The following is a 26,844-nucleotide window of genomic DNA, read 5'->3' on the forward strand; positions in this document are numbered from 1 at the left end:
CTCCCTCCAGGCTTCGCCATCTCGATGCTGGGCAATTCCACAGCGTACGGCCCGCCCTCCTTTGCGACAACCCGCGAAGAGTCGGCCCGATTCGGCCCGGACGACCGATCGTACACCTGTTCCAATGCGCATGTCAGGGGGTCGCCGGAGCGGGCGTGGACGACCGGTACCGTCTAGTCGTGACCGATCTGGTACGGGCCCAGGCCCCGGTGGTGATGGGCGTCCTCAACGTCACGCCCGACTCCTTCTCCGACGGTGGCCGCTACGCCGACCTCGACGCCGCGGTCGCACACGGCGTACGGCTGCGGGCGGAGGGCGCCGCGCTGATCGACGTCGGTGGCGAGTCCACCCGGCCGGGCGCCGACCGGGTCGACCCCGCGACCGAGGCGGCCCGGGTGCTGCCGGTGATCCGGGAGCTGGCCGCGGCCGGCGTTGCGGTGAGCATCGACACCAGCCGGGCCTCGGTTGCCGAGGCGGCCCTGACCGCCGGGGCCACCGTCGTCAACGACGTCTCCGGCGGGCTCGCCGACCCCGACATGGCAAGGGTGGTGCGCGACGCCGGCTGTCCCTGGGTGCTGATGCACTGGCGCGGGCACTCGCGGGGGATGCGCGAGCTGGCCACCTACACCGACGTGGTCGCCGACGTGCGCGCCGAGCTGGGCCGGCGGGTCGACGAGGCGCTGGCCGCCGGGGTGGCCGCCGACCGGATCATCGTCGACCCCGGCCTCGGCTTCGCCAAGACCGCCGCCCACAACTGGGAGCTCAGCGCCCGTCTGCCGGAGCTGGTCGCGCTCGGCTTCCCGCTGCTGTTCGGGGCGAGCCGCAAGTCGTACCTCGGCCGGCTGCTGGCCGACGCCGACGGCGAGCCGCGCCCCACCGCCGACCGGGAGGCGGCCACCGCCGCCACCAGCCTGCTGGCCGTCGCCGCCGGCGCCTGGGGGGTACGCGTGCACGACGTGCGCGGCACCGCCGACGCGCTCGCGGTCTGGCAGGCCACCGGCCGCCCTCGCCTGGTCGCCGAGCCGGCCGCGCGCCGAGCCGGCCGCGACGGCGCGGCACCGGGCGGGGCCGGCGTGCCCGCGGTGGGGGCGGCCGGGCCTGCCGACCGGCAGGAGAGCGAGCCGGCGCGGTGACCGCGTCGGGGCTGGGGAGCGCCGCGAACGTCGGCCGGAACGAGGGAGAACGATGACCGACCGGATCGAGCTGACCGGCCTGCGGGCGCGCGGTCGGCACGGCGTCTACGACTTCGAACGCGCCCAGGGGCAGGAGTTCGTCGTCGACGCGGTGCTCGAACTCGACCTCGCCCCGGCGGCCCGCTCCGACGAGGTGACCGACACGGTGCACTACGGCGAGCTGGCCGAGAAGCTGGTCGCCGTCATCACCGGCGAACCGGTCGCGCTGATCGAGACGCTCGCCGACCGGCTGCTCGCGGTCTGCCTGGCCGAGCCGCTGGTCGCCGCCGCCACGGTCACCGTGCACAAGCCCGAGGCGCCGATCCCGCACACCTTCTCCGACGTCGCCGTGACGATGCGGCGTACCCGATGACCCGGGCCGTGCTCTCCCTCGGCAGCAACCTGGGCGACCGCCTCGCCCACCTGCGTACCGCGGTCGCCGGACTCGGCGACGCGGTCCTGGTGGTCTCCGGGGTCTACGAGACTCCACCGTGGGGGGACGCCGACCAGCCGGCGTACCTCAACGCGGCGGTGATGGTCGCGGACCCGGCGGCGACCCCGCGCGACTGGCTGGAGCGGGCCCGGGCCGCCGAGCGGGCGGCCGGCCGGGTCCGCGACCCCGAGCGCCGGTTCGGACCGCGCACCCTGGACGTGGACGTCATCGCCGTCTGGGACGCGGCCGGCGAGCCGGTGCTCAGCGACGACCCCGAACTCACCCTGCCGCACCCCCGCGCCCACCTGCGCGCGTTCGTGCTGCGGCCGTGGATCGACATCGAGCCGCACGGGCGGCTGCCCGGGCACGGCTGGCTGACCGACCTGCTCAACGACGAGCCGTTGGCCGGCGACGCGCTGGAACTGAGCCCCCGGCCCGATCTGGCGTTAGAGTCGACCCCATGACCGAGTGGAGCCGGCCGGCATGACCCAGGCGCAGCCCCCGCGCGGAAGCGAGCCCGACCGCTTCCGGATGGGCCCCACCCGGATCTCCACCCTGGTCGTCGCCGCCCTCGCCGCCGCGGCGGTGGCCTGGTTGCTGATCAGCACCTTCTACTACGACGTCGCGCCGGACCTGCCCTGGCTGCCGGTGGTCACGCTGGCCGCGCTCGCGGTGCTGGAGGCGTACGCGGCGGCCAACACCCGCAGCCGGATCGAGCGCCGGCCGGGCCGCGACCCGGTCAACCCGCTGCTGGTCGCCCGGTTCGTGGTGCTGGCCAAGGCGTCCGCCCTGGCCGGGGCGATCTTCACGGGCTGCTACGCGGGGCTGACCGCGTGGCTCTTCATCGAGAACACCAACGCCGCCATGGACGACCGGCCGGCGGCCGGTGCCGGCCTGCTCGCCGCGCTCGCCCTGACCGCCGCCGCGCTCTGGCTCGAACGCGCCTGCCGGGTCCCCGAGCAGGAGGACGACGAGGACCGGGAGCCCGGCGAGCGCCAGGGCGGCCCGCCCCGCCGCTGATCAGGGGGGTTACGCGCGGCCTCGTGCGCAGGTACCGTCCCTGGCGACCGGAGAGCAGACGACCGTCAACGAGGACGGCCGGCCACGTGGGAGGCGCGCGGCATGGCGTACGACGAACCAGGCCGGGCCGGATTCGTGGAGCCCACGCCGGGGGTGCCCGCCGCCGTGCTGGAGAACGTCTTCGACGATCCCGCGCACGGTGAGCCGGGCCGGGACCGGGTCGGCGTGCACCTGGTGTGGGAGACGCTCCTCCTGGTCGTCCTGGTCGGTGTGGTGCTGCTGCTGCGCCGCGAGGACGCCGACGCGCTGCGCGGCGACGGGCTGCGCACCCTTCTGGTCGACGTGGTCGCGCTCGGCCTGCTGGCCCTCGCCGCGGGGCTGAGCCTGCGTACCGCGGCGGTGAACCTGGCGGTCGGGCCGGTCGCCGTCGCCGCCGCGCTGCACTTCGCCGAGCAGGGCGATCGGGGTGTCACGGCGGCGCTCACCCCGGCCCTGGTGGCCGCCGCCGTCGGTGGCCTCGCCCTGGCCCTGGCCGTGGTGGCGCTGCACGTGCCCGGCTGGGCGGCCAGCCTCGCCGCCGCCGCGGGCGTGATCGTCTACATCGAGCGGCGCTCCGGCGCGGTCGGAGTGCAGGCCGACTACGACCCCCGCCGCACGGCCTTCTACCTCTTCGCCGGGTTCGCGGCCGTCGCCGTGCTGGGCGGGATCTTCGGCGCGATCCGGGCGATCCGGCGGGTGGTCGGCCGGTTCCGGCCGGTGGTCGACCCGGCCCGCCGCCGGGGCGTGCTGGCGGCCCTGGTGACCGCCGCGGCGCTGGTCGGTTCCACCGTCCTCGCCACGCTGGCCGGGGTGCTGCTGGCCGCCAACGCCGCCGGTCCGGTCGTACCGGGGTCGGGGCTGGACTGGACGGTGCTGGCGGTCGGCCTGGCGATGCTCGCCGGCACCAGCGCGTACGGCCGGCGCGGCGGGATCTTCGGCACCCTGCTCGCGGTGGGCGTGGTGGTGGTCTTCCTGACCTGGGCCACCGCGCACGGCTGGACGGTCTCCCGGTGGACCGTGGGCGGCGCGGCGCTGGGCGTCGGGCTGGTGGTGACCCGGCTGGTCGAGGCGTGCGGGCGGCCACGTCGGGCGACCGGCGAGCCGGCCGAGACGACGCCCGCCGGCGACGGCACGATCAGCACCGGCTGGTCGCTGCCCCGGCCGAGCACCGTCGACAACTGGGCGCCCGCGCTGCCGGCCCAGTCGACCGCCACCCCGCCGGACCCGTGGGAGACCCCCCGCTGGGAGACCGGGTCGCGCCGCTGGGACGACGACGACCGGTGAGGCCGTGCCCGCGTCCGACGGGCCGTAGGTGATCTCGCCGGTTAGGCTCGCGGGCATGAGCGAGACTCCTTCCGCCGGTACCGGCCGCACCTTCGACGAGCTCGACGCGCTCTCCACCGAGGAGCTGCGGGAGCGGGCCTTCGCGCTGGCCCGGGAGCGCCGCGACGTGGGCTTCTTCTGGTCGGTGCTGCGCCACCTGCCGAACGCCGACGAGGCCGCCGCGCTGGACGGGGCGCCGAACTCCATCGGCCCGATCATCGACGAGGCCTCGGCGCTGTGGCGGGAGCTGACCGGGCATGGCTACGAGGAGGCGGAGCCGCTGCTGCGCGCTGCGTTCATCGACTACCTGGTGAAGCACTGACCGGTCGTACCGGCGGCTGGTGGAGGTTTGCCCGACCGGGTGGGTCGGGAACTTCCCGCCGCATGGCCCTCACCAACCGTCCCCGGACCGTCAGCGGGTACGGCACCGCCGCCGGCACCGGCACCCTGGCCGCGCTCATCCTGGTCGGGGTCTGCGGAAGCCCGTGGTACGTCGACTGGGCCGAGGCGCACACCGACCCCAACTCCGCCGGCGGCTGGTTCCTGCGGCTGCTCGCCTGGCCGGCCTGGCGCCTGGAGGCCGCCGGTGGCGAGCACGGGGTGCTCGCCACCGACCTGCGGGCCATCCTGCTGCTGGTGTTCGCCGCGACCTTCCTCTACCTGCTGCCCACCTCGCAGGTGGCCCGGGTGCAGGGATCGGTGAGCCAGTTCTTCTCCGGCTGGGCCGCGTACGTCCTGGCCGCCGCCACGGCGACCCTGCTGGCGGCGCTGCTGACCTCGGACGGGCCGCTGCTCGCCGACTTCCAGACCACCGGCACGGGTGCCACCTACGGCTTCTTCGCCGGCTGGATCGTCGGCACCGCCAGCCTCGGCGGCCGAGCCTGAGCCTCCCTGCCTGACCTGCGCCGCCGGAACGGCCGGGTCGTCGGCCGCGACGTCGTCGGCCGGCGGGGCCGGGTCAGGCCCCGGTCTGGCCGAGTTCGAGCACCCGGGCCCGGCTGAGCGCGCCGACCGGCTCGCCGTCGGCGGTGACCACGACCGCCTCGGAGCCCGTGGTGAGCATCGCCGCCAGCGCGTCGTACGCCGAACCGCCCAGTGGCACCGCCGGCAGGTCGGCGGTCGCGCCGGTGAGCGGGGCCAGCGTGTCCCGGGTGAGCGGGGTGACGGCGAGCCGGCGGATGCCCCGGTCCGCGCCGACGAACTCGCGGACGAACGGCGAGGCGGGGGCGCCGAGCAGGGCGGCCGGGGTGTCGTACTGCTCCAGCCGACCCCCCTGGGAGAGCACCGCGATCCGGTCGCCGAGCCGGACCGCCTCGTCCAGGTCGTGGGTGACCAGCACGATGGTCTTGCGGACCTCGGCCTGGAGTCGCAGGAACTCCTCCTGCAACCGGGTCCGGACGATCGGGTCGACCGCCGAGAACGGCTCGTCCATCAGCAGCACCACCGGGTCGGCGGCGAGCGCCCGGGCCACCCCGACCCGCTGCCGCTGCCCGCCGGAGAGCTCGTGCGGGTAGCGGCGGCCGAACTGCGCCGGGTCGAGCCCGACCAGTTCCAGCAGTTCGTCGGCGCGGCGGCGGATCCGCTCCTTCGGCCAGCCGAGCAGCCGGGGCACCGTGCCCACGTTGGTGTGCACCGTCTGGTGCGGGAAGAGCCCGACGTTCTGGATCACGTAGCCGATCCGGCGGCGCAGCTTCACCGGGTCGACCCGGGTGATGTCCTCGTCGCCGAGCAGGATCCGGCCGCCGGTCGGCTCGATCAGCCGGTTGACCATCCGCAGCACGGTGGACTTCCCGCAGCCCGAGGGGCCGATCAGGACCACCAGCTCGCCGGCCTTGACCTCCAGGCTCAGCTCGCGCACGGCCTCGGTGCCGTCCGGGTAGCGCTTCCGGATGCCGTCCAGGGTGATCGAGGCAGCGCTGTGCCCGGCCGCGCCGATGGGTCCCGGGGTAACGTCCACGTGTGTCCCTCCACCTGAGCTACCGGGCCGACCCCGGTAACCCGTGGTTCTCCTGGCAGTACGTGCGGGACAACTCTGACACCATCCTCGCCGCGCTGCGCGAGCACGCCTCGCTGACCGCCCGGGCGGTGCTGATCGCCGCCCTGGTGGCCCTGCCGTTGGCGGTGGCGGCGTACTGGTTTCGCGCCCTCGCCGGGCCGATTCTCGCACTCACCGGCGTGCTGTACACCGTCCCGTCGCTGGCGCTGTTCGCCTTCATCGCGCCCTACCTCGGCATCGGCGCGATCACCGTGCTGACCGTGGTGGTGCTGTACGCGCTGCTGGTGATCGTGCGCAACGCGGTGGCCGGGCTGAACCAGGTGCCCCCCGAGGTCCGCGACGCGGCCGAGGGCATGGGGTACGGCCGCTGGGCGCGGCTGTTCCGGATCGACCTGCCGCTGGCCCTGCCCGGCATCCTCACCGGGGTACGCCTCGCCACCGTCTCGACGGTCGCCCTGGTCACCGTCGGGGTGGTGGTCGGTCGCGGCGGCCTCGGGCAGCTCATCTTCGCCGGCTTCCAGAACAACTTCTACAAGGCCCAGATCATGACCGGGACGCTGCTCTGCGTGCTGCTCGCCCTGGTGCTGGACCTGCTCCTCGCCGGGGTGGGCCGGCTGCTCACGCCGTGGCTGCGCGGGCGGACCGGATGACGGCCGCGGCCGCCCGGGCGGGCACGAATCCGGTCGAGCAGGCGGTGGTCTGGCTCAACGACCCGTTGAACTGGACCAACCCGGGCGGCATCGTGGACCGGCTCGAGGAGCACCTGAGCATGTCCGCCGCCGCGGTGCTGCTCGGCTGCCTGGTGGCCTGGCCGATCGGGCTCTGGCTCGGGCACAGCGGTCGCGGGGGCGGGCTGGTCCTGCTGATCTCCAACGTCACGCTGGCGATCCCCACCCTGGCGCTGCTGACCATCCTGCCGCTGACCTTCCTCGGGTTCGGCCGGCCGGCGGTGGTGGTGGCGCTGGCCGTCTTCGCGGTGCCGCCGCTGCTGGCCAACGCGTACACGGGGGTGCGGCAGGCCGATCCGGAGGCCCGGGACGCGGCGCGGGGGATGGGGCTGTCCGGGGGGCAGCTGCTGCGCCGGGTGGAGCTGCCGCTGGCGGTGCCGTACCTGGCGGCCGGGTTCCGGACCGCGGCGGTGCAGGTGGTGGCGACCGCCGCGCTCGCCTCGTTCGTCAACGGCGGCGGGCTCGGCCAGATCATCCGGGCGGGCTTCGGGCTGGACATCGCGGCTGGCGGCGGCCAGATCATCGCCGGGGGCGTGCTGGTGGCCGGGCTGGCGCTGCTGGTCGAGGGGGTGTTGGCGCTGGTCGAGCGGGCCGTCACCCCGCGCCCGCTGCGGCGGGCCCGGGGCCGGGCGAAGCGGCGAGCGGCGGCCGCAGTCGCCGGAAACTGAGCGATCCGGTGACGATCCGGTGAAGAACTCCGCCCAAATTTGTCGGTCGGGCCCGGAGGATATTGGCTGGAATCGCGGGCGGCATCCGATCGCCCGTCGGACACGCGGCCGGCCCACCTCGGGTCGCGCCGGGACACGGAAGGCGGGCGCGATCATGCGCGTACGGACACGAGTGGCGGTCGGCGCGATCGGCGCGCTCACCGTGGCAGGTCTGCTCACCGGCTGCGGGGACGAAGGGTCCTCCGGCACGGACGCACCCCAGCAGGGCGCGAGCGGGGCGGGCTGCGCCCCGGTCGCCGGCGACCAGCTGGTCGTCCTCGACGACGACAAGAAGCTCCAGAACACCGACAACATCATCCCGGCGATCAACGTCGACGCGGCCAACCCGCAGCTGGTCGCCGCGCTCGACAAGGTCTCCACCGCGCTGGACACGCCGAAGCTGATCGCGCTCAACAAGGCCGTCGACGTCGACCGCAAGACCCCCAAGGCCGCCGCCGAGGAGTTCGCCTCGGCGAACAACCTCACCGCCGGCATCGCCAAGGGCCCCGGCGGGCAGATCGTGGTCGGCGCCGGCAACTTCAGCGAGAGCCAGACCCTGGCCGAGCTCTACAAGGTCGCCCTCACCGCGGCCGGGTACCAGGTCAAGGTGCAGCAGATCGGCAACCGCGAGCTCTACGAGCCGGCCCTGGAGAAGGGCCAGATCCAGGTCGTCCCGGAGTACGCGGCGACCATGGCGGAGTTCCTCAACACCAAGGCCAACGGGAAGAACGCCACCCCGGTCTCCTCGCCGGAGCTGGACAAGACCGTCACCGCGCTGAAGGCCGCCGGCGACAAGGTGGGCATCACCTTCGGCGCACCCGCCGCCGCGCAGGACCAGAACGCCTTCGCCGTGACGAAGGCGTTCGCCGACAAGTACGGCGTGCGGACGATCTCCGACCTGGCGGCCAAGTGCTCCGGCTCGGCGACCGTGCTGGCCGGCCCGCCGGAGTGCCCGCAGCGGCCAAAGTGCCAGGCCGGTCTGGTGGAGGTCTACGACTTCAAGGCCGGCTCGTTCAGCTCGCTGGACGCCGGTGGCCCGCAGACCAAGAACGCGCTGAAGACCGGCACCGCCAGCGTCGGTCTGGTCTTCTCCTCCGACGGCGCGCTCGCCACCGGCTGACCACGGGTTCCGGGCGCGGCGGCACCCCGCCGGCCGCGCCCGGCCCGCACCCCCTGACGTCGCGATTCGGTCCTCGGGACCGTTCCCACCCAGGGCATCTCTCGGTAGGCTCCACAGCCATGCCCGCCCCGGTCGTGCCCGAGAAGCACCACCCGCAGCTGCTGACCGTCCTGTTCTGGATTGGTGTGGCGATCGCGCCCGTCGCGGCGCTGATCCTGCTGATCGCCGACGGCAACGGTCCGCTCCGGTTCGCCGCCGTACTGGCCATCATGGCCGTGGTCCTGATCGGTCTGTCGATCGCGCTGCGCGCCGACGGCGGCCAGCCGCGCGGCGAGGAGTTCCTCGACGAGCTGGAGCAGCTTCGCCGGGAGCTGCGGGCCGAGATCGTGGCCGCCGCCCAGCGCGGCAACCAGGCACTCGACCAGTCCCAGCGGGTGGAGGACCAGGTCACCGCGCTGCGCCGCCGGCTGGACGCGGCGGCGGCCGGCATCGCCGCGGCCGCCGGGATCACCGGGGCGGTGGCCGAGGAACCGGCCGGCGCCGGCCGGGCCCGGGTGTCCGCCCCGCAGGAGCAGGCGTCGGGCGGGCGGCGGTGGGCCGCCGCGCCGGAGGAGACCCTGTCCACCTGGGGCCGCACCACCGATCGGGACGACGAGGAGCCGGCCGGGCGTCGCTACGGCGCGGAGCGTTCCGCCGCCGGCCAGGCCGGGGTGTACGGCGCTCCCCGCGAACCGCGCGGCGCCGCCCCCACCCCCGAGGCGGGCGGCCGTCCCGTGCTGCGGCACACCGAGACCGTGCACGTGACCACCCGGCACACCGTGGTGGACGGCGCGGACCCGGCGGTCGGCAACGCCTACGCCGGCTATGCCGGGCGCTGGTCCCCGGCGCCGGAGGAGTCGTCCTGGAGCGGCGCGGAGCCGGAGAACTCCTGGTCGGAGCGGGCCGAGCCGGAGCGGGGCTGGGCCGGTCAACGCGACGAACGGTCGAGCGGCCAGCGGGAGGACCGGCCCTGGCCGGGCGGGCAGCCCGAGGAGCGGTCCTGGTCGGGTGCCGCCGACGACCGTGCCGACCAGTCCTGGGCGGGCGGGTCGTACCCGGCGGAGGAGAACTGGTCCGGGGTACGGGCCGGCGACCGCTGGGCCGAGGTACGCGACGACGGGCGGGGCCGCGAGGTGCGGGTCGGTGAGCGCCGGGCGGAGCTGCACGCCGACGGTGCCGAGTTCCGCATGCAGGACCGGTGGGCGTCGGTACGCCACGACGAGCCCCGCCGGCCCGCCGAGCAGTGGGGTGGCGGCGGTTGGGTCGAGGCGGAGGAGCATCCGGCGCTGCCGGCCGGCGGCGTGCCGGTGCCGCAGGAGTGGCGGGGGCAGGCGCGCGGCCAGCAGCACGCCGAGCAGTCGTGGGGCGAGCGGTCGGCCGACCAGTGGCGAGCGCCCGCGCAGCGGGAACCGGTGGACTCCTGGCGGGCCGCCGAGCCGGAGCCGCGCGCCCGCCAGCAGTGGGGCGGCGAGCAGCGGTACGGCCAACCGCCGCAGGACGACTCCCCGCGCGCCGGTGGCCGCTGGCGCTGATCCGGTCAGCCGCCGTTACTTGTCGATGTCGCCGACCACGAAGAACATCGAGCCGAGGATGGCGATCAGGTCCGGCACCAGGGCGCCGGGGAGCAGGCTGGCCAGCGCCTGCACGTTCGCGTACGACGCGGTGCGCAGCTTGAGCCGCCACGGGGTCTTCTCGCCCCGGGAGACCAGGTAGTAGCCGTTGATGCCGAGCGGGTTCTCGGTCCAGGCGTAGGTGTGCCCCTCGGGCGCCTTGACCACCTTGGGCAGTCGGGTGTTCACCGGCCCGGTCAGCCGGTCGACCCGGTCCAGGCACTGCTCGGCGAGGTCGAGTGAGGCGTACACCTGGTCGAGCAGCACCTCGAAGCGGGCGTGGCAGTCCCCGGCGGTGCGGGTCACCACCGGCACGTCGAGCTGGTCGTAGGCGAGGTAGGGCTCGTCGCGGCGCAGGTCCAGGTCGAGGCCGGAGGCGCGGGCGACCGGCCCGGAGGCGCCGAACGCGGCGGCGTCGGCGGCGGAGAGCACCCCCACCCCGACGGTACGGGCCAGGAAGATCTCGTTGCGCCGGATGAGCCGGTCCAGGTCGGGCATCCGGCGGCGGACCTCGCCGATCGCGGCGCGGGCCCGGCCGGTCCAGCCGGCGGGCACCTCCTCCTTGAGGCCGCCGACCCGGTTGAACATGTAGTGGATCCGGCCGCCGGAGACCTCCTCCATCACCGCCTGGATCGTTTCCCGCTCGCGGAACGCGTAGAAGACCGGGGTGATCGCGCCGATCTCCAGCGGGTACGAGCCGAGGAACATCAGGTGGTTGAGCACCCGGTTCAGCTCGGCGAGGGCCATCCGCAGCCAGGTGGCCCGCTCGGGCACCTCCATGCCCATCAGCCGCTCGACGGCGAGCACCACGCCCAGCTCGTTGGAGAACGCAGACAGCCAGTCGTGCCGGTTGGCCAGCACGATGATCTGCCGGTAGTCGCGGACCTCGAAGAGCTTCTCCGCGCCCCGGTGCATGTAGCCGACGATCGGCTCGGCCGCGACGACCCGTTCGCCGTCGAGCACCAGCTTGAGCCGGAGCACCCCGTGCGTGGACGGGTGCTGGGGGCCGATGTTGAGCACCATGTCGGCGCCCAGCTGCTCGCCGCCCGCGCCGGTGCCGACGGTCAGCTCGCGGAGGTCGCCGGCGTCCGTGGTCATGTGGGTCATCGTGCCATGAACGCCGCGGGGTCGACGCCGACCGGTTGCCGTAGCCACCAGTGCCCGCCGAGGCCGGCCGGGTCGGTCAGCTCGGCCACCGCCGAGGCGGCGGCCAGCGCCCGCAGGTAGCCGGCCGGGTCGCTGCCGGCCAGGGTCAGCGGCGGTCGGCCGCCGTCGGCCCCGAGCGCCCGCAGCGCCTCCCGCTGCGACACCAGCGTGTACGCGCACCCGGCGACCCGTGCGCCGGCGGCGGCGACCGAGTCCACGGCGACGTGCGCGGTGACGTCGCGGGAGCCGTCGGGTACGGGTGGCACCTGCCGGCCGGCGCGGTACCCGGTCAGCGTTCCGTCCACCGGCCGCTCCTGCCGCAGGTGTCCGTAGTCGACGGCCAGCGCGAGTCCCCGGTCGAGCCTGCCGACCGCGTCGGCCCAGGCGTCGTCCCTGGTCCGGCCGATCTCGGCCCGCCCGGGGGCCACCGGGGCGGGCCACCAGCGGTGCAGCCAGTCGAGGTCGGCGGCGTCGACCCGGTCGCCCACCGACTCCGCCCCGCTCGCCGGGTCGACGAGCAGGTACCGCCAGTCGTCGCCGTCGTGCACCGCGGCGTCGAGCGGGACGTTGTCCAGCCATTCGGTGGCGATCAGCAGGCCGGTGACCCCGTGCGGGATCTCGTTCCGCCAGTCGATGCCGGCGGGCAGGTCGTCGGGGCGGGGCGCCCGCTCGACGGCGGTGAGCCGTACCCGGTGGGCGAGCGGCACCGGCGCGGCGGGTGACGGCGCGGCGGCGGCCGGGGCGGTCGGGGTTTCCGGGGAGGCCGGTCGCCCGGTGGGATCCCCGTCGGTGCCCACGGCCCGGGCGAGGGAGCGCAGCAGCTCGCCCCGGCCGGCGCCCACGTCGATCACGTCCAGCCGGTCGGGCCGGCCCAGGGCGGCGTCCACCTGGTCGACCAGGCGGGACAGCGCGCTGGCGAGGACACCCGAGGCGTGCGCGCTGGTGCGGAAGTGCGCGGCGGGTCCGGCCCCGGCGACGAAGAAGCCGTTCGGGCCGTAGAGGGCGGCCTCCATGGCGTCCCGCCAGCGCATCGAGTTCATTCCGCGTTCAGGGTGCGTCACCGTGCCGACCCTACGGTCAGCCGGTATGAGACGACTGTTCATCCCCGCCCTGGCGGTCGTGCCGATGGTGCTGGCCGCCGTCCCCGCCGTCGCCGCCCCGACCGGCGACGGGCTCCGCGAGGTCCGCGCGGTGGCTGAGACCCCCTCCCTCTTCGACGACGAGGCCGGCGGGGACGCCGACGCCGACGACCCGGCGATCTGGGTGCACCCGACGGACCGGGCGGGCAGCCTGGTGGTGGCCACCGCGAAGAACGGCGGCCTGCGGGTGTACGACCTGCGCGCCCGGGAGCGGCAGCGCATCGCCACCCCGCCGGCGCCCGGCCCGGAGCACGAGTCCGGCCGGTTCAACAACGTCGACCTGGTCTCCGGGTTCCGGCTGGCCGGCCGTGCCACCGACCTCGCCGTGGTCACCGACCGGGGCCGGGACCAGCTCCGCTTCTACCGGATCGACCCGGGTACCCGGCTGCTGACCGACGTCACGGCGGCGGACGTGCCGTTCGCCTTCAGCGCGGACCAGGCAGAGGTCGACGAGCAGCGCACCGCGTACGGGCTGGCCACCTTCACCGACGTCGACGGCGCCGCGTACGCGGTGGTCAGCCGGCGCAGCACTCCGGAGGTGGGGCTGTTCCGGCTGGTCGTCAGGGGTGACACGGTCAGCTATCGGCGGGTGGACCGGCTGACGTTGCCGTCGACGTTCACCCTGCCGAACGGCGCGCGCTGGTCGCCGTGCACCGACCCGGGTGACGGGCCCCAGGTGGAGGGCACCGTGGTCGACCCGGCGACCGGCGTGGTGCACCTGGCCCAGGAGAAGGTCGGGCTGTGGCGGACGCGACTGATGGGCGGCCGGTTCGCCGGCGGTCTGACACCGGTCGAGCGGGTCCGCGAGTACGGCGTCCCGGCGGCCTTCGACGTCGAGGAGGACGACTGCGTGACCGATTACGCGGCCGACCCGGGCTTCGGTGGCCGGGTCGCCCAGGACGTGGAGGGGCTGACCATCCACCGGACCGGCCGGTTCACCGGCACCCTCGTCGTCTCCAGCCAGGGCGACGACACGTTCTACACGTACGACCGGCGCACCGACCGCCCCACGGGCCGGTTCGCGGTGGTCGACGGCCGCGTGGACGGGGGCCAGGAGTGCGACGGCGCGGCGGTGACCGCCACCCCGCTGCCGGGCTTCCCCGGCGGCCTGCTGGTGGTCCACGACGGCCACAACACCCCGGAGACCACCGGCGCGGACGGCGAGGCCCGCCCGGACACGGACTTCAAGTTCGTCGACGCCGGTTTCCTGCGCGCCCAGGGCTGAGGCCCGGGACCGGGTCGTCGCCGCCGGGGCGGGCGGCCCGGTCCGTACCGGATCGGACGTCCGGGAGGCCGGGCCGGCGGGGCGGCACTGTAACCGCGGCGCGTGGTCCGCGCCGCCCGGAAACCGCCCGCCCACCGGCCGGTGAAGGTTTTCACACACTCTTGTTAGGGCTCCGTAACCCCAGCGCATACTTGCGGTCGACCGGTACCCCCTTCGAGGACTGGATCGTTGCCATGAGCGCACCGCTGCGCCCGCGTCCGGGCGCCCCGCGTGAGGCCGCCGTTCCCGCGGGCGGCGCCCCTGCCGGCGCCCCGCTCGTCTTCCCCCGCACCCTGACCGTCGGCATCATCGGCGCCGGCCGGGTCGGTGCGGTGCTGGGGGCGGCGCTCGTCGCCGCCGGCCACCGGGTGGTCGCCGCCGCCGGCGTCTCCGGGGCCGCGAAGGCCCGGATCGCGCTGCTGCTGCCCGGCACCCGCAACCGCTCGGCCACCTCGGTCGCCCGCGCCGCCACCGACCTGCTGCTGATCGCCGTCCCGGACGACGCGCTGGCCGGCGTGGTCGCCGGGCTGGCCGAGACCGGGGCGCTGCGCCCCGGCCAGGTGGTCGCCCACACCTCCGGCGCGCACGGCCTGGCCGTGCTGGCCCCGGCCGCCGCCGTCGGCGCGCGCCCGCTGGCGCTGCACCCGGCGATGACCTTCACCGGTACGCCCGACGACCTCGGCCGGCTGGCCGGCATCTCGTACGGGGTGACCGCCCCGGCGGAGTTGCGCCCGCTCGCCGCCCGGCTCGTCGCCGACCTGGGCGGGGTGCCGGAGTGGGTCGCCGAGGGGGACCGCGCGCTCTACCACGCGGCGTTGGCGCACGGCGCGAACCACCTGGTGACCCTGGTCAACGAGGCGGCTGACCGGCTGCGCGACGCCGGGGTGGCCCAGCCCGAGAAGGTGCTGGCCCCGCTGCTGCGGGCGGCCCTGGAGAACGCGCTCCGGTTCGGCGACGACGCGCTGACCGGCCCGGTGTCCCGGGGTGACGCGGGCACCGTGCGACGGCACCTGGACCGGCTGGCGGAGACCGCCCCGGAATCGGTGGCCCCCTATCTGGCGTTGGCACGACGGAGCGCGGATCGGGCGATCGCGGCCGGTCGGCTGCGGCCGGTGGACGCCGAGTCGCTGCTCGACGTGCTGGCCGGGATCCATCGGGAGGTGGCGGCATGACGGAGCTGGTGCACAGCCGGGCCGAGCTGGCGAAGGCGCGGGACGGACTCAAGGGCACCGTCGGCGTGGTGATGACCATGGGTGCGCTGCACCCGGGGCACGAGACGCTGCTGCGGGCGGCCCGGGAGCGGGCGGACCACGTGCTCGTCACGATCTTCGTCAACCCGCTGCAGTTCGGGCCGAACGAGGACTTCGACCGCTATCCGCGCACCCTCGACGCCGACCTGGAGATCTGCCGTCGGGCCGGGGCCGACGTGGTGTTCGCCCCCGCCGTGTCGGACATGTACCCGGACGGGCAGCCGGCGGTCCGGGTGAACCCGGGGCAGCTCGGCGAGGACCTGGAGGGGCAGAGCCGGCCCGGCTTCTTCCACGGGGTGCTGACCGTGGTCATGAAGCTGCTCCAGCTCACCCGCCCCGATCTCGCCTTCTTCGGCGAGAAGGACTACCAGCAGCTCACCCTGGTCCGCCGGATGGCCCGCGACCTGGACGTCCCGGTGGAGGTGGTCGGCGTGCCGACCGTCCGCGAACCGGACGGGCTGGCCCTGTCCAGCCGTAACCGCTACCTCTCGCCGGAGCAGCGGCGGACCGCGCTGAGCCTGTCGGCCGCGCTGCGGGCCGGCGCGACCGCCGCCGAGCAGGGCCGGGACGCCGGGGAGGTGCTGGCCGCCGCGCACCGGACGTTCGCCGCGGTCGGTGCCGACGCCCGGCTGGACTATCTGGTGCTCACCGATCCGGACCTGGAACCGGGTCCGGTGGCCGGCCCGGCCCGGCTGCTGGTCGCGGCCTGGGTGGGCGACACCCGCCTGATCGACAACATGGCGATCCGACTCGCCCCGCGTTCCTGACCACCTGACCACCGCACCCGCTGAGAGGCGACCGATGTTCCGGACCATGCTCAAGTCGAAGATCCACCGGGCCACGGTGACCCAGGCGGACCTGCACTACGTCGGCTCGGTCACCGTGGACCAGGATCTGCTCGACGCCGCCGACCTGCTCCCCGGCGAGCAGGTGGCGATCGTGGACGTGACCAACGGGGCCCGGCTGGAGACGTACGTCATCCCCGGTGAGCGGGGCAGCGGGGTGATCGGCATCAACGGCGCGGCGGCGCACCTGGTGCACCCCGGCGACCTGGTCATCCTCATCTCGTATGGTCAGATGGACGACGCCGAGGCGCGCTCGTACCGGCCCCGGGTGGTGCACGTCGACGCCGACAACAAGGTCGTCGACCTGGGCGCCGACCCGGCCGCCGTGGCTCCCGGCACCGCCGGTGACCCCACCCCCAGCCCGCTGGCCGTGGTGGGCTGAGCGCGCTTCCGGTCTGTCACCGGAAGGTCATTGTTGGTTACCCTGGGCGGACCGTCGGGTTTGACGGTCGTCGGCTGGGGGAGGCCGCGATGCGCCGTGCGATGACGAGACCGGTCGCCGCGTTGATCGCCGTGGCCCTGCTGGCCGGCTGCGCCGCCACCGCCGGGGTCGACGGGGACCTCACCGACGACTGGGCCGCCCCGGCGGTTGCCGGGCCGTTCACCCCCGAGGCCGGCGTCTGCCAGGTCGGCGACTTCACCGACACGGTGGCGCTGGACGGGTACGCGCCGGTGGACTGCGCCGTGGCGCACCGGGTGGAGACGGTGCACGTGGGGGCCTTCCCGGCCGGCGGGGCGGATCCGCCCGTCACCGGCTCGCCCGACCTGCGTGGCGCCTTCGCCGAGTGCGACGCGCGCGCCACCGGGTACGTCGGCGACGACTGGCGCGCCGGCCGGCTGCGGCTGGCCGTGGCGCTGCCCACCCGTCCCGGCTGGGCGGCCGGCTCCCGCTGGTACCGCTGCGACCTCAGCGAGTTGACCACCGTCGAGGCGGCGGCGGCCGTGGTGACCCGCACCGGCAGCCTGCGTGACGCCCTGAAGGGCCCGTCGCCGCTGCGCCTGGGCTGCCAGCGCACCCGCACCGGCACCGGCCGGGGCGTGCAGGTGCTGCTCCCGGCGGAGTGCGCCACCGCCCACGACGCCGAGTTCGTCGGCGTGTGGAAGGCGCCCGACCGGCCGTACCCGACCCGGGACGCCGACTGGCTGCCGCTCTACGCCGGCTGCCGCAGCGTCCTCGCCCGGTACGTCGGCGTGCCGGACGACGCCGACCTGCGCTTACGCAGCGGCGTGGTGGTCCGCCCGCCCGGTGCCGGCCGCTGGCGGGCGGGTGACCGGGGTGTGCGCTGCCACCTGTGGCTCAGCGACCGGACGGTGACCGCCTCGCTCAAGGGCGCCGGCCCGGCCGGGCTGCCCGTCCGGACGAAGTAGCGGACGCCGTAGTCCAAACCACTCGTCGTGCCCCCGCCGCCCGGGATGAGGGGCGTTCGGGTTGACTGTGCTCATGGACCTTCCGACCGTCGACCTGCCGGCCCTGCCCAGACTGCTGGCCGCGCCCGCGCCCGGCTGGGTGGAGACCACCGACGTGATCGTGGTCGGTTCCGGGGTCGCCGGGCTCACCGCCGCGCTGCACCTGCGCGAGGCCGGCCTGCACGTCACGGTGGTCACCAAGGTCAACATTGACGAGGGCTCCACCCGGTGGGCGCAGGGCGGCATCGCGGCGGTGCTCGATCCGACGGACACCCCGGGCGCGCATGCCCACGACACCGAGATCGCCGGCGTCGGGCTCTGCGACCCGGCGGCCGTGCGGGTGCTGGTGGAGGAGGGGCCGACCCGGCTCCGCGAGCTGATGCGCATCGGCGCGGAGTTCGACCGCAACCCGGACGGGTCACTGATGCTCACCCGGGAGGGCGGGCACCGGGCGGACCGGATCGTGCACGCCGGCGGCGACGCCACCGGCGCCGAGGTGCAGCGCGCGCTGCACGCGGCGGTCCGCCGCGACCCGTGGATCCGCCTGGTCGAGCACGCCCTGGTGCTGGACCTGCTGCGCGCCCCCGGCGACGGCCCGGACGGCCTCGGCCCGGCCTGCGGCATCACTCTGCACGTGCTGGGCGAGGGCAGCGAGGACGGCGTCGGCGCGCTGCTGGCCCGGGCGGTGGTGCTGGCCACCGGCGGGATGGGGCAGATCTTCTCGGCAACCACCAACCCGGCCGTCTCCACCGGCGACGGGGTGGCCCTGGCCATGCGGGCCGGCGCGGCGGTCACCGACGTGGAGTTCGTCCAGTTCCACCCGACCGCGCTGATCGTGCCGCAGGCGGCCCGGGTGCCCGGCGCCGGCCTCGCCCAGCAGCCGCTGGTCTCCGAGGCGCTGCGCGGCGAGGGGGCCCACCTGGTCGACAGTGACGGCAAGCGGTTCATGGTCGGCCAGCACGAGCTGGCCGAACTGGCCCCCCGGGACGTGGTGGCCAAGGGCATCCACCGGGTGCTGCTGGCCACCGGCGCGGACCACGTCTGGCTGGACGCCCGGCACCTGGGCGGCGACTTCCTGGCCGGGCGGTTCCCCACCATCGTCGCCTCCTGCCTGGCCATCGGCGTGGACCCGGCCACCGACCTGATCCCGGTCGCCCCGGCCGCCCACTACGCCTCCGGCGGCGTCCGTACCGACCTGCACGGCCGCACCTCCATCCCCGGCCTGTACGCCTGCGGCGAGGTCGCCTGCACCGGCGTGCACGGTGCCAACCGGCTGGCCAGCAACTCGCTGCTGGAGGGGCTGGTCTTCTCCCGTCGGATCGCCGAGGACATCGCCGCCGGGCTGCCCGAGCAGGCCCGGCCGGCGGAGACGGGCGCGTGGGTGGGCGGCGAGGGCTGGGTGGTGCCGGCCGAGGGCACGTCGGCGCTCCAGCGGGCGATGACCCGGGGTGCCGGGGTGCTGCGGTCGGCCGCCACGCTGACCGGGACCGCCGCCGTCCTGGGCGAGCTGGGCCTGGGCCGGGGCACGCCGCGTACCGCCGACTGGGAGGCGACGAACCTGCTCACCGTGGCGTCGACCCTGGTCGCCGCCGCGTACGCCCGGCAGGAGACCCGGGGGTGCCACTGGCGGGAGGACTTCCCGGCCGCCGACGAGCGGTGGCGGGGCCATCTGCTCGGTGCGGTCGGTGCGCAGGGTCGGTTAACGTCCCGGTGGGAGGAGTTGGCGTGAGCGCGAGGAGTGAGTCGGTCCTGCGAGCCCCGCAGTCGCGAACGAAGGTGGTCCGGTGAGCGCGAGGAGTGAGTCGGTCCTGCAGGCGCGGATCGGGGTGGCGGCGTGAGGGAGTCGACGGAGCGGGCGTTGCGGGCCGGTGGCCTGGACCCGGCGCAGGTGCGGGCGGTCGTCGTGGGGGCGCTCGCCGAGGACCTGGGGCCGGACTTCCTCGACGTGACCAGCGTGGCCACCATCCCCGACACGCAGACCGACACCGCCGACGTGGTCGCCCGCGCCGACGGCGTGGTGGCCGGGCTGGCCGTGGCGGCGGCGGCCTTCGAGCTGGTCGGCGAGGTGACCGGTGCGGGCCGTACCGTCGAGGTGTCGCTGGTGGCCCGGGACGGGCAGCGGGTGGCGCGCGGCGACGTGCTGGCCACGGTGACCGGCCCGACCCGGCTGGTGCTCACCGCCGAGCGCACGGCGCTCAACCTGCTCAGCCGGATGTCCGGGGTGGCCACCCACACCCGGGCCTGGGCCGACGCCCTGGCCGGTACGAAGGCGATGGTGCTGGACACCCGCAAGACCACCCCGGGCCTGCGCGCCCTGGAGAAGTACGCGGTGCGCGCCGGCGGCGGCACGAACAAGCGGATGGGCCTGCACGACGTCGCCATGATCAAGGACAACCACAAGTTCGCCGCGGGCGGCATCGCGCCCGCCTTCCGCCGGGTCCGGGAGGCGTTCCCCGACGTGCCGGTGCAGGTGGAGGTCGACACCGTCGCCGAGGCGGTGGAGGCGGTCGAGGCCGGCGCGGACTTCCTGCTGCTGGACAACATGACCCCGGAGACGCTGCGGGAGGTGGTCGCCCGGGTGGGCGACCGGGCGGAGCTGGAGGCGACCGGCGGGCTCACCCTCGCGGTGGCGGCCGAGTACGCGGCCACCGGTGTGGACTTCCTGTCGGTGGGCGCGCTGACCCACTCCTCGCCGATCCTGGACATCGCGCTGGACCTGCGGACGCGGTGAGCCCACGGGCGGTGAGTCCGGCGCGGTGGGCCGGGCCGGCCGGCCGGCGGCTCGGCGGGTTCGCCCCGCCGGGCGGCGTCTAGGCTGCGCGTGTGCTGCTCTGCATCGACATCGGAAACACCAACACCGTGCTGGCGACCTTCGACGGCGACAAGCTGGTGCACTCCTGGCGGATCAAGACCGACGCCCGGTCCACGGCGGACGAGCTGGGTCTGATGTTCCGCGGGCTGCTCGCCGGTGACGCGGTGGAGATCACCGGGGTGGCGGCCTGCTCCACGGTTCCGGCGGCGCTGCGCTCGCTGCGGTCCATGCTGGCCCGCTACTACGCCGACCTGCCCAGCGTGATCGTCGAGCCGGGGGTGCGCACCGGCGTCCAGCTCGCGATCGACAACCCCAAGGAGGTCGGCTCGGACCGGGTGGTCAACACCCTCGCCGCGTACACCCTCTACGGCGGTCCGTCGATCGTGGTCGACTTCGGCACCACCACGAACTTCGACGTGATCAGCGGCCGAGGTGAGTTCCTCGGCGGCGCCTTCGCCCCGGGCATCGAGATCTCGTTCGACGCCCTGGCTGCCCGGGCCGCTCAGCTGCGCAAGGTGGAGGCGACCAAGCCCCGGTCGGTGATCGGCAAGAACACCGTCGAGTGCCTCCAGTCCGGCCTCTACTTCGGCTTCGCCGGGCAGGTCGACCGGATCGTCGAGCGGATGACCGAGGAGTTGGGCGAGGTGAAGGCGGTGATCGCCACCGGCGGGCTGGCCTCGGTGGTGATCGGCGAGTGCCGCACCATCACCCACCACGAGCCGATGATCACCCTGATCGGCCTGCGGATGGTCTACGAGCGCAACAACTGACCCCGGCCGCCGGGGTCGGGCGCCGCCCGGGGGTCAGCGCCGCCGGGCCCGGAAGACGAGCGTCCGGTACGGCAGCTCGACCGTCTCCCGCCCGGCCAGGTCGGGGTGGGTGGCGAACAGCTCGCGCAGCTCCGAGTCGACCCGCTGCCGTTGCCGCGGCGTGGCGGTCAGCCAGTTCGAGCGGGTACGCAGCACGCCGACCACCTCGTCCGGGGTGAGCGTGGCCCGGTGGGTGAACTCGCCCAGCTCGACCGCGCCGAAGGCCCGGCCGAAATCGGTGATCTTCTCGGTCAGGTCACCGGCGTCGTCGTGGGTCCCGGCGATCCGGTCCAGCTCGGCGACCCAGCCGACGCTCCCGTCCCGGGTGTTCCAGATCGGGGCGAACGTTCCGCCGGCCCGGAGCACCCGGGCGATCTCGCCGTGCGCCGGCTCCTTGTCGAACCAGTGGTAGGCCTGCCCCACCAGGACCGCGTCGGCCGTCCCGGCCGGCAGCGGCACCGCCTCGGCGCTGCCGGCCAGCGCGGTGCTGCCCGGCGTGGCAGCGGCCAACTGGGCGCGCATCCCCGGATCGGGCTCCACCGGCAGCACCTCGTGGCCCAGGTCGAGGATCGCGCGGCTGAGGATGCCGGTGCCGGCGCCGAGGTCGACCACCCGGGCCGGCGCGTCGACGCCCGCCAGGGCCCAGCGGACGGCGGACTGCGGATAACGGGGCCGGAACCGGTCGTAGTCGGTGGCGGCCGCCCCGAAGGACAGCGCCGGAGTGGGGTCGGTCATGGGCGGCAGGTTATCCCGTAACGGCGACCTGGGCGCTTGAGTACGCTCGGGGGCTGACCCCGCCGATATCTCCTTTCTGAGGACAGTGCCGTGATCGAGCAGAACGCCGTGCCAGTGGACCCCGCCGACGACCTTCCCGAGCAGATGAAGGTCCGCCGGGAGAAGCGGGACCGGATGCTCGCCGAGGGCATCGAGCCGTACCCGGTCGGTTTCCCCCGGACCAGCACGCTGGCCGAGGTCCGCGCGAAGTACGCCGAGCTGCCCACCGACACCGCCACCGGCGACCAGGTCTCGGTCACCGGCCGGGTGATCTTCGTACGGAACACCGGCAAGCTCTGCTTCGCGACGCTGCGCGACGGCGACGGCACCGAACTCCAGGCCATGCTCTCCCTGGACCGGGTGGGCGCCGAGCGGCTGGAGGACTGGAAGCGCCTGGTCGACCTCGGTGACCACGTCGGGGTGACCGGTGAGGTGATCACCAGCCGCCGGGGCGAGCTGTCCGTGCTGGCCCAGGAGTGGGCGGTCACCGCCAAGGCGCTGCGCCCGCTGCCGGTGGCGCACAAGCCGCTCAGCGAGGAGGCCCGGGTCCGCCAGCGCTACGTCGACCTGGTCGTCCGCCCGCAGGCGCGGCAGATGGTGCGTACCCGGGCGGCGGCGGTGCGCAGCCTGCGTGATTCGCTGCACGGGCAGGGATTCATCGAGGTCGAGACCCCGATGCTGCAGTTGCTGCACGGCGGGGCGGCGGCCCGCCCATTCGTGACCCACAGCAATGCGTTGAACACCGATCTGTATCTGCGAATCGCGCCGGAACTGTTTCTCAAGCGGGCCGTGGTCGGCGGCGTCGACCGGGTCTTCGAGATCAACCGCAACTTCCGTAATGAGGGCGTCGACTCTTCGCACTCCCCAGAGTTCGCGATGCTGGAGACCTACCAGGCGTACGGCGACTACGACACGATGGCCGAGCTGACCCGCAATCTGGTGCAGCAGGCGGCGATCGCGGTCAGCGGCTCGACCGTGGTGACCCACGCCGACGGCCGCGAGTTCGACCTGGGCGGCGAGTGGCGCTCGGTGACGCTGTTCGGGGTGCTTTCCGAGGCGCTCGGCGAGGAGGTCACGGTCCGCACCGAACGGTCCCGCCTGGTCGAGTACGCCGACAAGGTCGGACTCGCAGTGGACCCGAAGTGGGGTCCGGGCAAGCTGGCCGAGGAACTGTTCGAGGAGTTGGTCGTGCCAGGCCTGCAGGCCCCCACCTTCGTGCGCGACTACCCGGAGGAGACCAGCCCGCTGACCCGGGTGCACCGCAGCGAGCCGGGGCTGGCCGAGAAGTGGGACCTCTACGTGCTCGGCTTCGAGCTGGGCACCGCGTACTCCGAACTGGTGGACCCGGTGGTGCAGCGGGAGAAGCTGGTCGCCCAGGCGCAGTTGGCCGCCCGCGGCGACGACGAGGCCATGCGGCTGGACGAGGACTTTCTGCGCGCGATGGAGTACGGAATGCCGCCGGCCGGCGGTATGGGAATGGGAATCGACCGGCTTCTGATGGCGCTGACCGGTCTCGGAATTCGGGAGACCATCCTCTTCCCGTTGGTCCGCCCGGAGTGAGTCGGAAGCTTCTCCGGCTCGTTACGGCATCCTATTGACGCGTCGAGCGCCACGCGGGTTATTGTGCTCCTATTGCAGGAGCACCCTGCTCGAAAGGAATGTGGGACGTGGCCAAGCAGATCATTCACAAGCTGGTCGATGACCTGGACGGCGGGGACGCGGACGAGACCGTCAAGTTCGCCCTCGACGGCGTTCAGTACGAGATCGACCTGTCGAACTCCAACGCCGAGAAATTGCGCGAGGTATTCGCGCCGTACGTGGCGGCGGGCACCCGGGTCGGTCGGGGCGGCGTGGTCGTGGGTGGCCGGGCGGCGCGGGGCCGGGGCGGCGCCACCGCCGACCGCGAGCAGAACAAGGCGATCCGGGCCTGGGCCAAGAAGGCCGGCAAGGAGATCTCCGACCGGGGCCGCATCCCGCAGGAGATCGTCGACGAGTACCACTCCAAGGCGGGTCACTGACGACAGCGCCAAGGGGCGACACGACGCCGGGCCGGAGCACCACTCCGGGCCGGCGTCGCCGTTTTCCCGGCCCGTGGTCGGGTGGGGTCGGTGTGCTCGCTGTGACGAACGGGTCGGGGCGGTCCGGAGTTGCCTCCTGCGGCGCCGCGCGGCGGTGCCGGGGCGGATGCCGGGCGGGCGGGAAGATTCCCGCCGGGGGCGGCGTTGTCCACAGGCGGTGGAAGATCTGTCCACAACCTGTGGACGAGCCACCGGTCCGCCGGGGAGCTTCCGCACCCTGGGCGAATTTCGCTCTGCGCGTACAGGTCGGGGTCCCGGAACACCTCCTGAGCGCGGATGGTTGGTCAAAACGACGTCAGAACGGCTCATCGCGGGGACACACGACCTCAGCGGAGTCGGTCGGCGGCGATAGAGTAAGGAGGCACGGACGCCCGTCCCGGACGTCCGCGCACCGGCCCCGCCAAGATCTAGAACATCAAGGCGCACGGCACGTGAGGAGCACGAGGGCATGTTCGAGCGGTTCACCGACCGAGCGCGACGGGTTGTCGTCCTGGCCCAAGAAGAGGCCCGGATGCTCAACCACAACTACATCGGTACGGAGCACATCCTGCTGGGCCTCATCCACGAGGGTGAAGGCGTCGCGGCAAAGGCCCTGGAGAGCCTCGGCATCTCCCTCGAGGGCGTCCGCCAGCAGGTCGAGGAGATCATCGGCCAGGGCCAGCAGGCGCCGAGCGGGCACATCCCGTTCACGCCGCGGGCCAAGAAGGTGCTGGAGCTGTCGCTGCGCGAGGCGCTGCAGCTCGGCCACAACTACATCGGCACGGAGCACATCCTGCTCGGTCTGATCCGCGAGGGTGAGGGCGTCGCCGCCCAGGTGCTGGTCAAGCTCGGCGCGGACCTCAACCGGGTCCGCCAGCAGGTGATCCAGCTGCTCTCCGGCTACCAGGGCAAGGAGCCGGCCGCGGCGGGCGCCGCGCCGGGTGAGGCCGCGCCGTCGACCAGCCTCGTGCTGGACCAGTTCGGCCGCAACCTGACCCAGGCCGCCCGCGAGGGCAAGCTCGACCCGGTGATCGGGCGCGAGAAGGAAATCGAGCGGGTCATGCAGGTGCTCTCCCGCCGTACCAAGAACAACCCGGTCCTGATCGGTGAGCCCGGCGTCGGCAAGACCGCCGTGGTGGAGGGGCTGTCCCAGAAGATCATCAAGGGCGAGGTGCCCGAGACGCTCAAGGACAAGCAGCTCTACACGCTGGACCTCGGCGCTCTGGTCGCCGGTTCCCGCTACCGCGGTGACTTCGAGGAGCGCCTCAAGAAGGTGCTCAAGGAGATCCGCACCCGCGGCGACATCATCCTGTTCATCGACGAGATCCACACCCTGGTGGGTGCGGGTGCCGCCGAGGGCGCGATCGACGCGGCGAGCATCCTCAAGCCGATGCTGGCCCGTGGCGAGCTGCAGACCATCGGTGCGACCACTCTCGACGAGTACCGCAAGCACCTGGAGAAGGACGCCGCTCTCGAGCGCCGCTTCCAGCCGATCCAGGTGGGTGAGCCGTCGCTGGCCCACACCATCGAGATCCTCAAGGGGCTGCGCGACCGGTACGAGGCGCACCACCGGGTGAGCATCACCGACGCTGCCCTGGTGGCCGCCGCGACCCTGGCCGACAGGTACATCTCGGACCGCTTCCTGCCGGACAAGGCGATCGACCTGATCGACGAGGCCGGTGCCCGGATGCGGATCCGTCGGATGACCGCGCCGCCAGACCTGCGCGACTTCGACGAGCGCATCGCCCAGGTGCGCCGCGACAAGGAGTCCGCGATCGACGCGCAGGACTTCGAGCGCGCCGCCCAGCTGCGTGACAAGGAGAAGCAGCTCCTCGGTCAGAAGGCGCAGCGGGAGAAGGAGTGGAAGGCCGGTGACCTGGACGTCGTCAGCGAGGTGGACGACGAGCAGATCGCCGAGGTGCTCGGCAACTGGACCGGTATCCCGGTCTACAAGCTGACCGAGGAGGAGACCTCGCGCCTGCTGCGCATGGAGGACGAGCTGCACAAGCGCGTCATCGGCCAGGAGGACGCGGTCAAGGCGGTCTCGAAGGCGATCCGGCGTACCCGGGCCGGCCTGAAGGACCCGAAGCGTCCGTCCGGCTCGTTCATCTTCGCCGGCCCGTCCGGCGTGGGTAAGACCGAGCTCTCCAAGGCGCTGGCCGAGTTCCTGTTCGGCAGCGAGGACGCCCTCATCCAGCTGGACATGTCCGAGTTCCACGACCGCTACACGGTCTCCCGGCTGGTGGGTGCCCCTCCCGGCTACGTCGGGTACGACGAGGGTGGTCAGCTGACCGAGAAGGTGCGGCGTCGGCCGTTCTCGGTGGTCCTCTTCGACGAGATCGAGAAGGCCCACCCGGACGTGTTCAACACGCTGCTCCAGATCCTGGAGGACGGTCGGCTCACCGACGGTCAGGGTCGGATCGTGGACTTCAAGAACACGGTCATCATCCTGACCACCAACCTCGGTACCCGTGACGTCGCCAAGGCGGTGTCGCTGGGCTTCCAGGCCTCTGAGGACTCCGAGTCGAACTACGACCGGATGAAGCAGAAGGTCAACGACGAGCTCAAGCAGCACTTCCGGCCTGAGTTCCTGAACCGGATCGACGACACCATCGTCTTCCACCAGCTGCGGCAGAGCGAGATCCTCTCGATCGTGGACATCATGATCGCCCGGATCGAGTCGCAGCTGCGCAACAAGGACATGGGTCTGGAGCTGACCGACAACGCCAAGAAGTACCTGGCGAAGAAGGGCTTCGACCCGGTGCTGGGTGCCCGTCCGCTGCGTCGCACGATCCAGCGCGACATCGAGGACAACCTCTCGGAGCGGATCCTCTTCAACGAGCTGACCCCGGGTCAGATCGTGGTGGTGGACTGCGAGGGCGACCCGGAGAACATCGACAAGTCCAAGCTGGTCTTCCGCGGCTCGGACCGGCCGGCCGAGGTGCCGGACGCCGTTCCGGCCGACCTCGGTGGCGCGGCTACCGCGGGGGCGGACGAGTAAGGACGACAGCACGAGGGCGGCGGCCCCGGACGGCGAAAGCCATCCGGGGCCGCCGCCTTTTGCATGCCCGATCCCGGCGTGCCCGGCCGCGTGATCCACTCGCTTTGCGGCGTGTCGCGGTATCCCGGGCGCCGGACACCGCGACACACCGCA

26 protein-coding genes are annotated in these 26,844 nt (G+C 73.8%); 22 read left to right on the top strand and 4 right to left on the bottom strand.

Going from position 1 to position 26,844, the window contains the following annotated elements; genetic code table 11:
• Positions 1–179 precede the first annotated feature (179 nt).
• The 7 genes from folP (at position 180) to ACTMTB_RS00505 (ending at position 4,872) form a co-directional block, all read left to right on the top strand.
• A complete protein-coding gene (gene folP / locus ACTMTB_RS00475; protein ID WP_441141983.1) occupies positions 180–1,133 on the top strand; it encodes a dihydropteroate synthase in 954 nt (317 codons plus the stop codon).
• Between the two features lie 52 nt (positions 1,134–1,185).
• Positions 1,186–1,545 carry a dihydroneopterin aldolase gene (folB, locus tag ACTMTB_RS00480; RefSeq protein WP_088959940.1) on the top strand — a complete coding sequence of 120 codons (360 nt, stop codon included), beginning with the start codon at positions 1,186–1,188 and terminating at the stop codon, positions 1,543–1,545.
• A complete protein-coding gene (gene folK, locus ACTMTB_RS00485; protein ID WP_441141984.1) occupies positions 1,542–2,069 on the top strand; it encodes a 2-amino-4-hydroxy-6-hydroxymethyldihydropteridine diphosphokinase in 528 nt (175 codons plus the stop codon). Before folB ends, folK begins: the two co-directional genes overlap by 4 nt.
• A gap of 19 nt (positions 2,070–2,088) precedes the next feature.
• Positions 2,089–2,625 (top strand): DUF3180 domain-containing protein, encoded by a 537-nt coding sequence (locus tag ACTMTB_RS00490; protein ID WP_441141985.1) that lies wholly within the window; start codon positions 2,089–2,091, stop codon positions 2,623–2,625.
• 102 nt (positions 2,626–2,727) lie between these two features.
• On the top strand, positions 2,728–3,948 hold the full coding sequence (locus tag ACTMTB_RS00495; protein WP_441141986.1) for an ABC transporter permease: 1,221 nt from the start codon (positions 2,728–2,730) through the stop codon (positions 3,946–3,948).
• 55 nt (positions 3,949–4,003) lie between these two features.
• The gene (locus tag ACTMTB_RS00500) at positions 4,004–4,309 is read left to right on the top strand and encodes a hypothetical protein (protein WP_280837299.1); all 306 of its coding nucleotides are present in this window, start codon (positions 4,004–4,006) and stop codon (positions 4,307–4,309) included.
• 62 nt (positions 4,310–4,371) lie between these two features.
• Positions 4,372–4,872: a hypothetical protein gene (locus ACTMTB_RS00505; RefSeq protein WP_441141987.1), complete on the top strand. Its 501-nt coding sequence runs from the start codon at positions 4,372–4,374 to the stop codon at positions 4,870–4,872.
• Positions 4,873–4,945: 73 nt separating this feature from the next.
• On the opposite strand, the gene ACTMTB_RS00510 is transcribed toward ACTMTB_RS00505, so the two are convergent.
• Positions 4,946–5,944 (bottom strand): ABC transporter ATP-binding protein, encoded by a 999-nt coding sequence (locus ACTMTB_RS00510; RefSeq protein WP_441141988.1) that lies wholly within the window; start codon positions 5,942–5,944, stop codon positions 4,946–4,948.
• A 2-nt stretch (positions 5,945–5,946) separates the two neighbouring features.
• On the opposite strand from ACTMTB_RS00510, the gene ACTMTB_RS00515 reads away from it, so the two are divergent.
• The 4 genes from ACTMTB_RS00515 (at position 5,947) to ACTMTB_RS00530 (ending at position 10,109) form a co-directional block, all read left to right on the top strand.
• Positions 5,947–6,633: an ABC transporter permease gene (locus ACTMTB_RS00515; RefSeq protein WP_357609178.1), complete on the top strand. Its 687-nt coding sequence runs from the start codon at positions 5,947–5,949 to the stop codon at positions 6,631–6,633.
• Positions 6,630–7,379 (top strand): ABC transporter permease, encoded by a 750-nt coding sequence (locus tag ACTMTB_RS00520; RefSeq protein WP_441142592.1) that lies wholly within the window; start codon positions 6,630–6,632, stop codon positions 7,377–7,379. Before ACTMTB_RS00515 ends, ACTMTB_RS00520 begins: the two co-directional genes overlap by 4 nt.
• Positions 7,380–7,533: 154 nt before the next feature.
• On the top strand, positions 7,534–8,538 hold the full coding sequence (locus tag ACTMTB_RS00525) for a glycine betaine ABC transporter substrate-binding protein (RefSeq protein WP_441141989.1): 1,005 nt from the start codon (positions 7,534–7,536) through the stop codon (positions 8,536–8,538).
• A gap of 119 nt (positions 8,539–8,657) precedes the next feature.
• The gene (locus ACTMTB_RS00530) at positions 8,658–10,109 is read left to right on the top strand and encodes a hypothetical protein (RefSeq protein WP_441141990.1); all 1,452 of its coding nucleotides are present in this window, start codon (positions 8,658–8,660) and stop codon (positions 10,107–10,109) included.
• Between the two features lie 15 nt (positions 10,110–10,124).
• Here the strand turns inward: ACTMTB_RS00530 and ACTMTB_RS00535 are convergent, their stop codons facing one another.
• Both ACTMTB_RS00535 and ACTMTB_RS00540 read right to left on the bottom strand, forming a co-directional pair.
• Positions 10,125–11,294 (bottom strand): NADH-quinone oxidoreductase subunit D, encoded by a 1,170-nt coding sequence (locus ACTMTB_RS00535; protein WP_441141991.1) that lies wholly within the window; start codon positions 11,292–11,294, stop codon positions 10,125–10,127.
• Complete coding sequence (locus ACTMTB_RS00540; RefSeq protein ID WP_441142594.1) at positions 11,291–12,373, bottom strand: SAM-dependent methyltransferase; 1,083 nt, start codon at positions 12,371–12,373, stop codon at positions 11,291–11,293. The genes ACTMTB_RS00535 and ACTMTB_RS00540 overlap by 4 nt, the downstream gene beginning before the upstream one ends.
• Before the next feature lie 46 nt (positions 12,374–12,419).
• Here ACTMTB_RS00540 and ACTMTB_RS00545 point away from each other — a divergent pair, with 46 nt between their 5' ends.
• From ACTMTB_RS00545 to ACTMTB_RS00580, 8 genes are all read left to right on the top strand, one after another.
• Positions 12,420–13,697, top strand: a complete 1,278-nt coding sequence (locus ACTMTB_RS00545) for a phytase (RefSeq protein WP_441141992.1) — start codon at positions 12,420–12,422, stop codon at positions 13,695–13,697.
• Positions 13,698–13,930: 233 nt separating this feature from the next.
• Positions 13,931–14,908, top strand: coding sequence for a Rossmann-like and DUF2520 domain-containing protein (locus ACTMTB_RS00550; protein ID WP_441141993.1), 978 nt, complete (start codon positions 13,931–13,933; stop codon positions 14,906–14,908).
• A complete protein-coding gene (gene panC, locus ACTMTB_RS00555) occupies positions 14,905–15,753 on the top strand; it encodes a pantoate--beta-alanine ligase (RefSeq protein ID WP_441141994.1) in 849 nt (282 codons plus the stop codon). Before ACTMTB_RS00550 ends, panC begins: the two co-directional genes overlap by 4 nt.
• Positions 15,754–15,787: 34 nt before the next feature.
• Positions 15,788–16,213 carry an aspartate 1-decarboxylase gene (gene panD / locus ACTMTB_RS00560; protein ID WP_179802157.1) on the top strand — a complete coding sequence of 142 codons (426 nt, stop codon included), beginning with the start codon at positions 15,788–15,790 and terminating at the stop codon, positions 16,211–16,213.
• Between the two features lie 89 nt (positions 16,214–16,302).
• A complete protein-coding gene (locus ACTMTB_RS00565) occupies positions 16,303–17,199 on the top strand; it encodes a septum formation family protein (RefSeq protein ID WP_441141995.1) in 897 nt (298 codons plus the stop codon).
• A 73-nt stretch (positions 17,200–17,272) separates the two neighbouring features.
• On the top strand, positions 17,273–18,967 hold the full coding sequence (locus ACTMTB_RS00570) for an L-aspartate oxidase (protein ID WP_441141996.1): 1,695 nt from the start codon (positions 17,273–17,275) through the stop codon (positions 18,965–18,967).
• A gap of 105 nt (positions 18,968–19,072) precedes the next feature.
• Complete coding sequence (gene nadC / locus ACTMTB_RS00575; RefSeq protein ID WP_441141997.1) at positions 19,073–19,969, top strand: carboxylating nicotinate-nucleotide diphosphorylase; 897 nt, start codon at positions 19,073–19,075, stop codon at positions 19,967–19,969.
• Positions 19,970–20,061: 92 nt separating this feature from the next.
• Positions 20,062–20,820, top strand: a complete 759-nt coding sequence (locus ACTMTB_RS00580; protein ID WP_210774187.1) for a type III pantothenate kinase — start codon at positions 20,062–20,064, stop codon at positions 20,818–20,820.
• Between the two features lie 33 nt (positions 20,821–20,853).
• On the opposite strand, the gene ACTMTB_RS00585 is transcribed toward ACTMTB_RS00580, so the two are convergent.
• The gene (locus ACTMTB_RS00585; protein ID WP_441141998.1) at positions 20,854–21,594 is read right to left on the bottom strand and encodes a class I SAM-dependent methyltransferase; all 741 of its coding nucleotides are present in this window, start codon (positions 21,592–21,594) and stop codon (positions 20,854–20,856) included.
• 90 nt (positions 21,595–21,684) lie between these two features.
• Between ACTMTB_RS00585 and lysS the strand changes: the two genes are divergently transcribed.
• The 3 genes from lysS to ACTMTB_RS00600 all read left to right on the top strand — a co-directional run bounded on the left by lysS (position 21,685) and on the right by ACTMTB_RS00600 (position 26,691).
• Positions 21,685–23,193, top strand: a complete 1,509-nt coding sequence (gene lysS, locus ACTMTB_RS00590; protein WP_441141999.1) for a lysine--tRNA ligase — start codon at positions 21,685–21,687, stop codon at positions 23,191–23,193.
• A gap of 107 nt (positions 23,194–23,300) precedes the next feature.
• Positions 23,301–23,651: a histone-like nucleoid-structuring protein Lsr2 gene (locus ACTMTB_RS00595; RefSeq protein ID WP_441142000.1), complete on the top strand. Its 351-nt coding sequence runs from the start codon at positions 23,301–23,303 to the stop codon at positions 23,649–23,651.
• A gap of 508 nt (positions 23,652–24,159) precedes the next feature.
• Entirely contained in the window at positions 24,160–26,691 is a 2,532-nt protein-coding gene (locus ACTMTB_RS00600) for an ATP-dependent Clp protease ATP-binding subunit (RefSeq protein ID WP_357609220.1), read from the top strand.
• Positions 26,692–26,844: the final 153 nt, after the last annotated feature.

Source organism: Micromonospora sp. L32, from assembly GCF_052068055.1.
Taxonomy (GTDB): domain Bacteria; phylum Actinomycetota; class Actinomycetes; order Mycobacteriales; family Micromonosporaceae; genus Micromonospora; species Micromonospora purpureochromogenes.

What these genes read in the sequence shown, in the direction of transcription:
- folB (WP_088959940.1), top strand. Translation starts at nt 1,186, where the DNA reads ATGACCGACCGGATCGAGCTGACCGGCCTGCGGGCGCGCGGTCGGCAC.
- folK (WP_441141984.1), top strand. Translation starts at nt 1,542, where the DNA reads ATGACCCGGGCCGTGCTCTCCCTCGGCAGCAACCTGGGCGACCGCCTC.
- ACTMTB_RS00490 (WP_441141985.1), top strand. Translation starts at nt 2,089, where the DNA reads ATGACCCAGGCGCAGCCCCCGCGCGGAAGCGAGCCCGACCGCTTCCGG.
- ACTMTB_RS00495 (WP_441141986.1), top strand. Translation starts at nt 2,728, where the DNA reads ATGGCGTACGACGAACCAGGCCGGGCCGGATTCGTGGAGCCCACGCCG.
- ACTMTB_RS00500 (WP_280837299.1), top strand. Translation starts at nt 4,004, where the DNA reads ATGAGCGAGACTCCTTCCGCCGGTACCGGCCGCACCTTCGACGAGCTC.
- ACTMTB_RS00505 (WP_441141987.1), top strand. Translation starts at nt 4,372, where the DNA reads ATGGCCCTCACCAACCGTCCCCGGACCGTCAGCGGGTACGGCACCGCC.
- ACTMTB_RS00520 (WP_441142592.1), top strand. Translation starts at nt 6,630, where the DNA reads ATGACGGCCGCGGCCGCCCGGGCGGGCACGAATCCGGTCGAGCAGGCG.
- ACTMTB_RS00525 (WP_441141989.1), top strand. Translation starts at nt 7,534, where the DNA reads ATGCGCGTACGGACACGAGTGGCGGTCGGCGCGATCGGCGCGCTCACC.
- ACTMTB_RS00530 (WP_441141990.1), top strand. Translation starts at nt 8,658, where the DNA reads ATGCCCGCCCCGGTCGTGCCCGAGAAGCACCACCCGCAGCTGCTGACC.
- ACTMTB_RS00535 (WP_441141991.1), bottom strand. Translation starts at nt 11,294, where the DNA reads ATGACCCACATGACCACGGACGCCGGCGACCTCCGCGAGCTGACCGTC.
- ACTMTB_RS00540 (WP_441142594.1), bottom strand. Translation starts at nt 12,373, where the DNA reads ATGAACTCGATGCGCTGGCGGGACGCCATGGAGGCCGCCCTCTACGGC.
- ACTMTB_RS00545 (WP_441141992.1), top strand. Translation starts at nt 12,420, where the DNA reads ATGAGACGACTGTTCATCCCCGCCCTGGCGGTCGTGCCGATGGTGCTG.
- ACTMTB_RS00550 (WP_441141993.1), top strand. Translation starts at nt 13,931, where the DNA reads ATGAGCGCACCGCTGCGCCCGCGTCCGGGCGCCCCGCGTGAGGCCGCC.
- panC (WP_441141994.1), top strand. Translation starts at nt 14,905, where the DNA reads ATGACGGAGCTGGTGCACAGCCGGGCCGAGCTGGCGAAGGCGCGGGAC.
- panD (WP_179802157.1), top strand. Translation starts at nt 15,788, where the DNA reads ATGTTCCGGACCATGCTCAAGTCGAAGATCCACCGGGCCACGGTGACC.
- ACTMTB_RS00565 (WP_441141995.1), top strand. Translation starts at nt 16,303, where the DNA reads ATGCGCCGTGCGATGACGAGACCGGTCGCCGCGTTGATCGCCGTGGCC.
- ACTMTB_RS00570 (WP_441141996.1), top strand. Translation starts at nt 17,273, where the DNA reads ATGGACCTTCCGACCGTCGACCTGCCGGCCCTGCCCAGACTGCTGGCC.
- ACTMTB_RS00585 (WP_441141998.1), bottom strand. Translation starts at nt 21,594, where the DNA reads ATGACCGACCCCACTCCGGCGCTGTCCTTCGGGGCGGCCGCCACCGAC.
- ACTMTB_RS00600 (WP_357609220.1), top strand. Translation starts at nt 24,160, where the DNA reads ATGTTCGAGCGGTTCACCGACCGAGCGCGACGGGTTGTCGTCCTGGCC.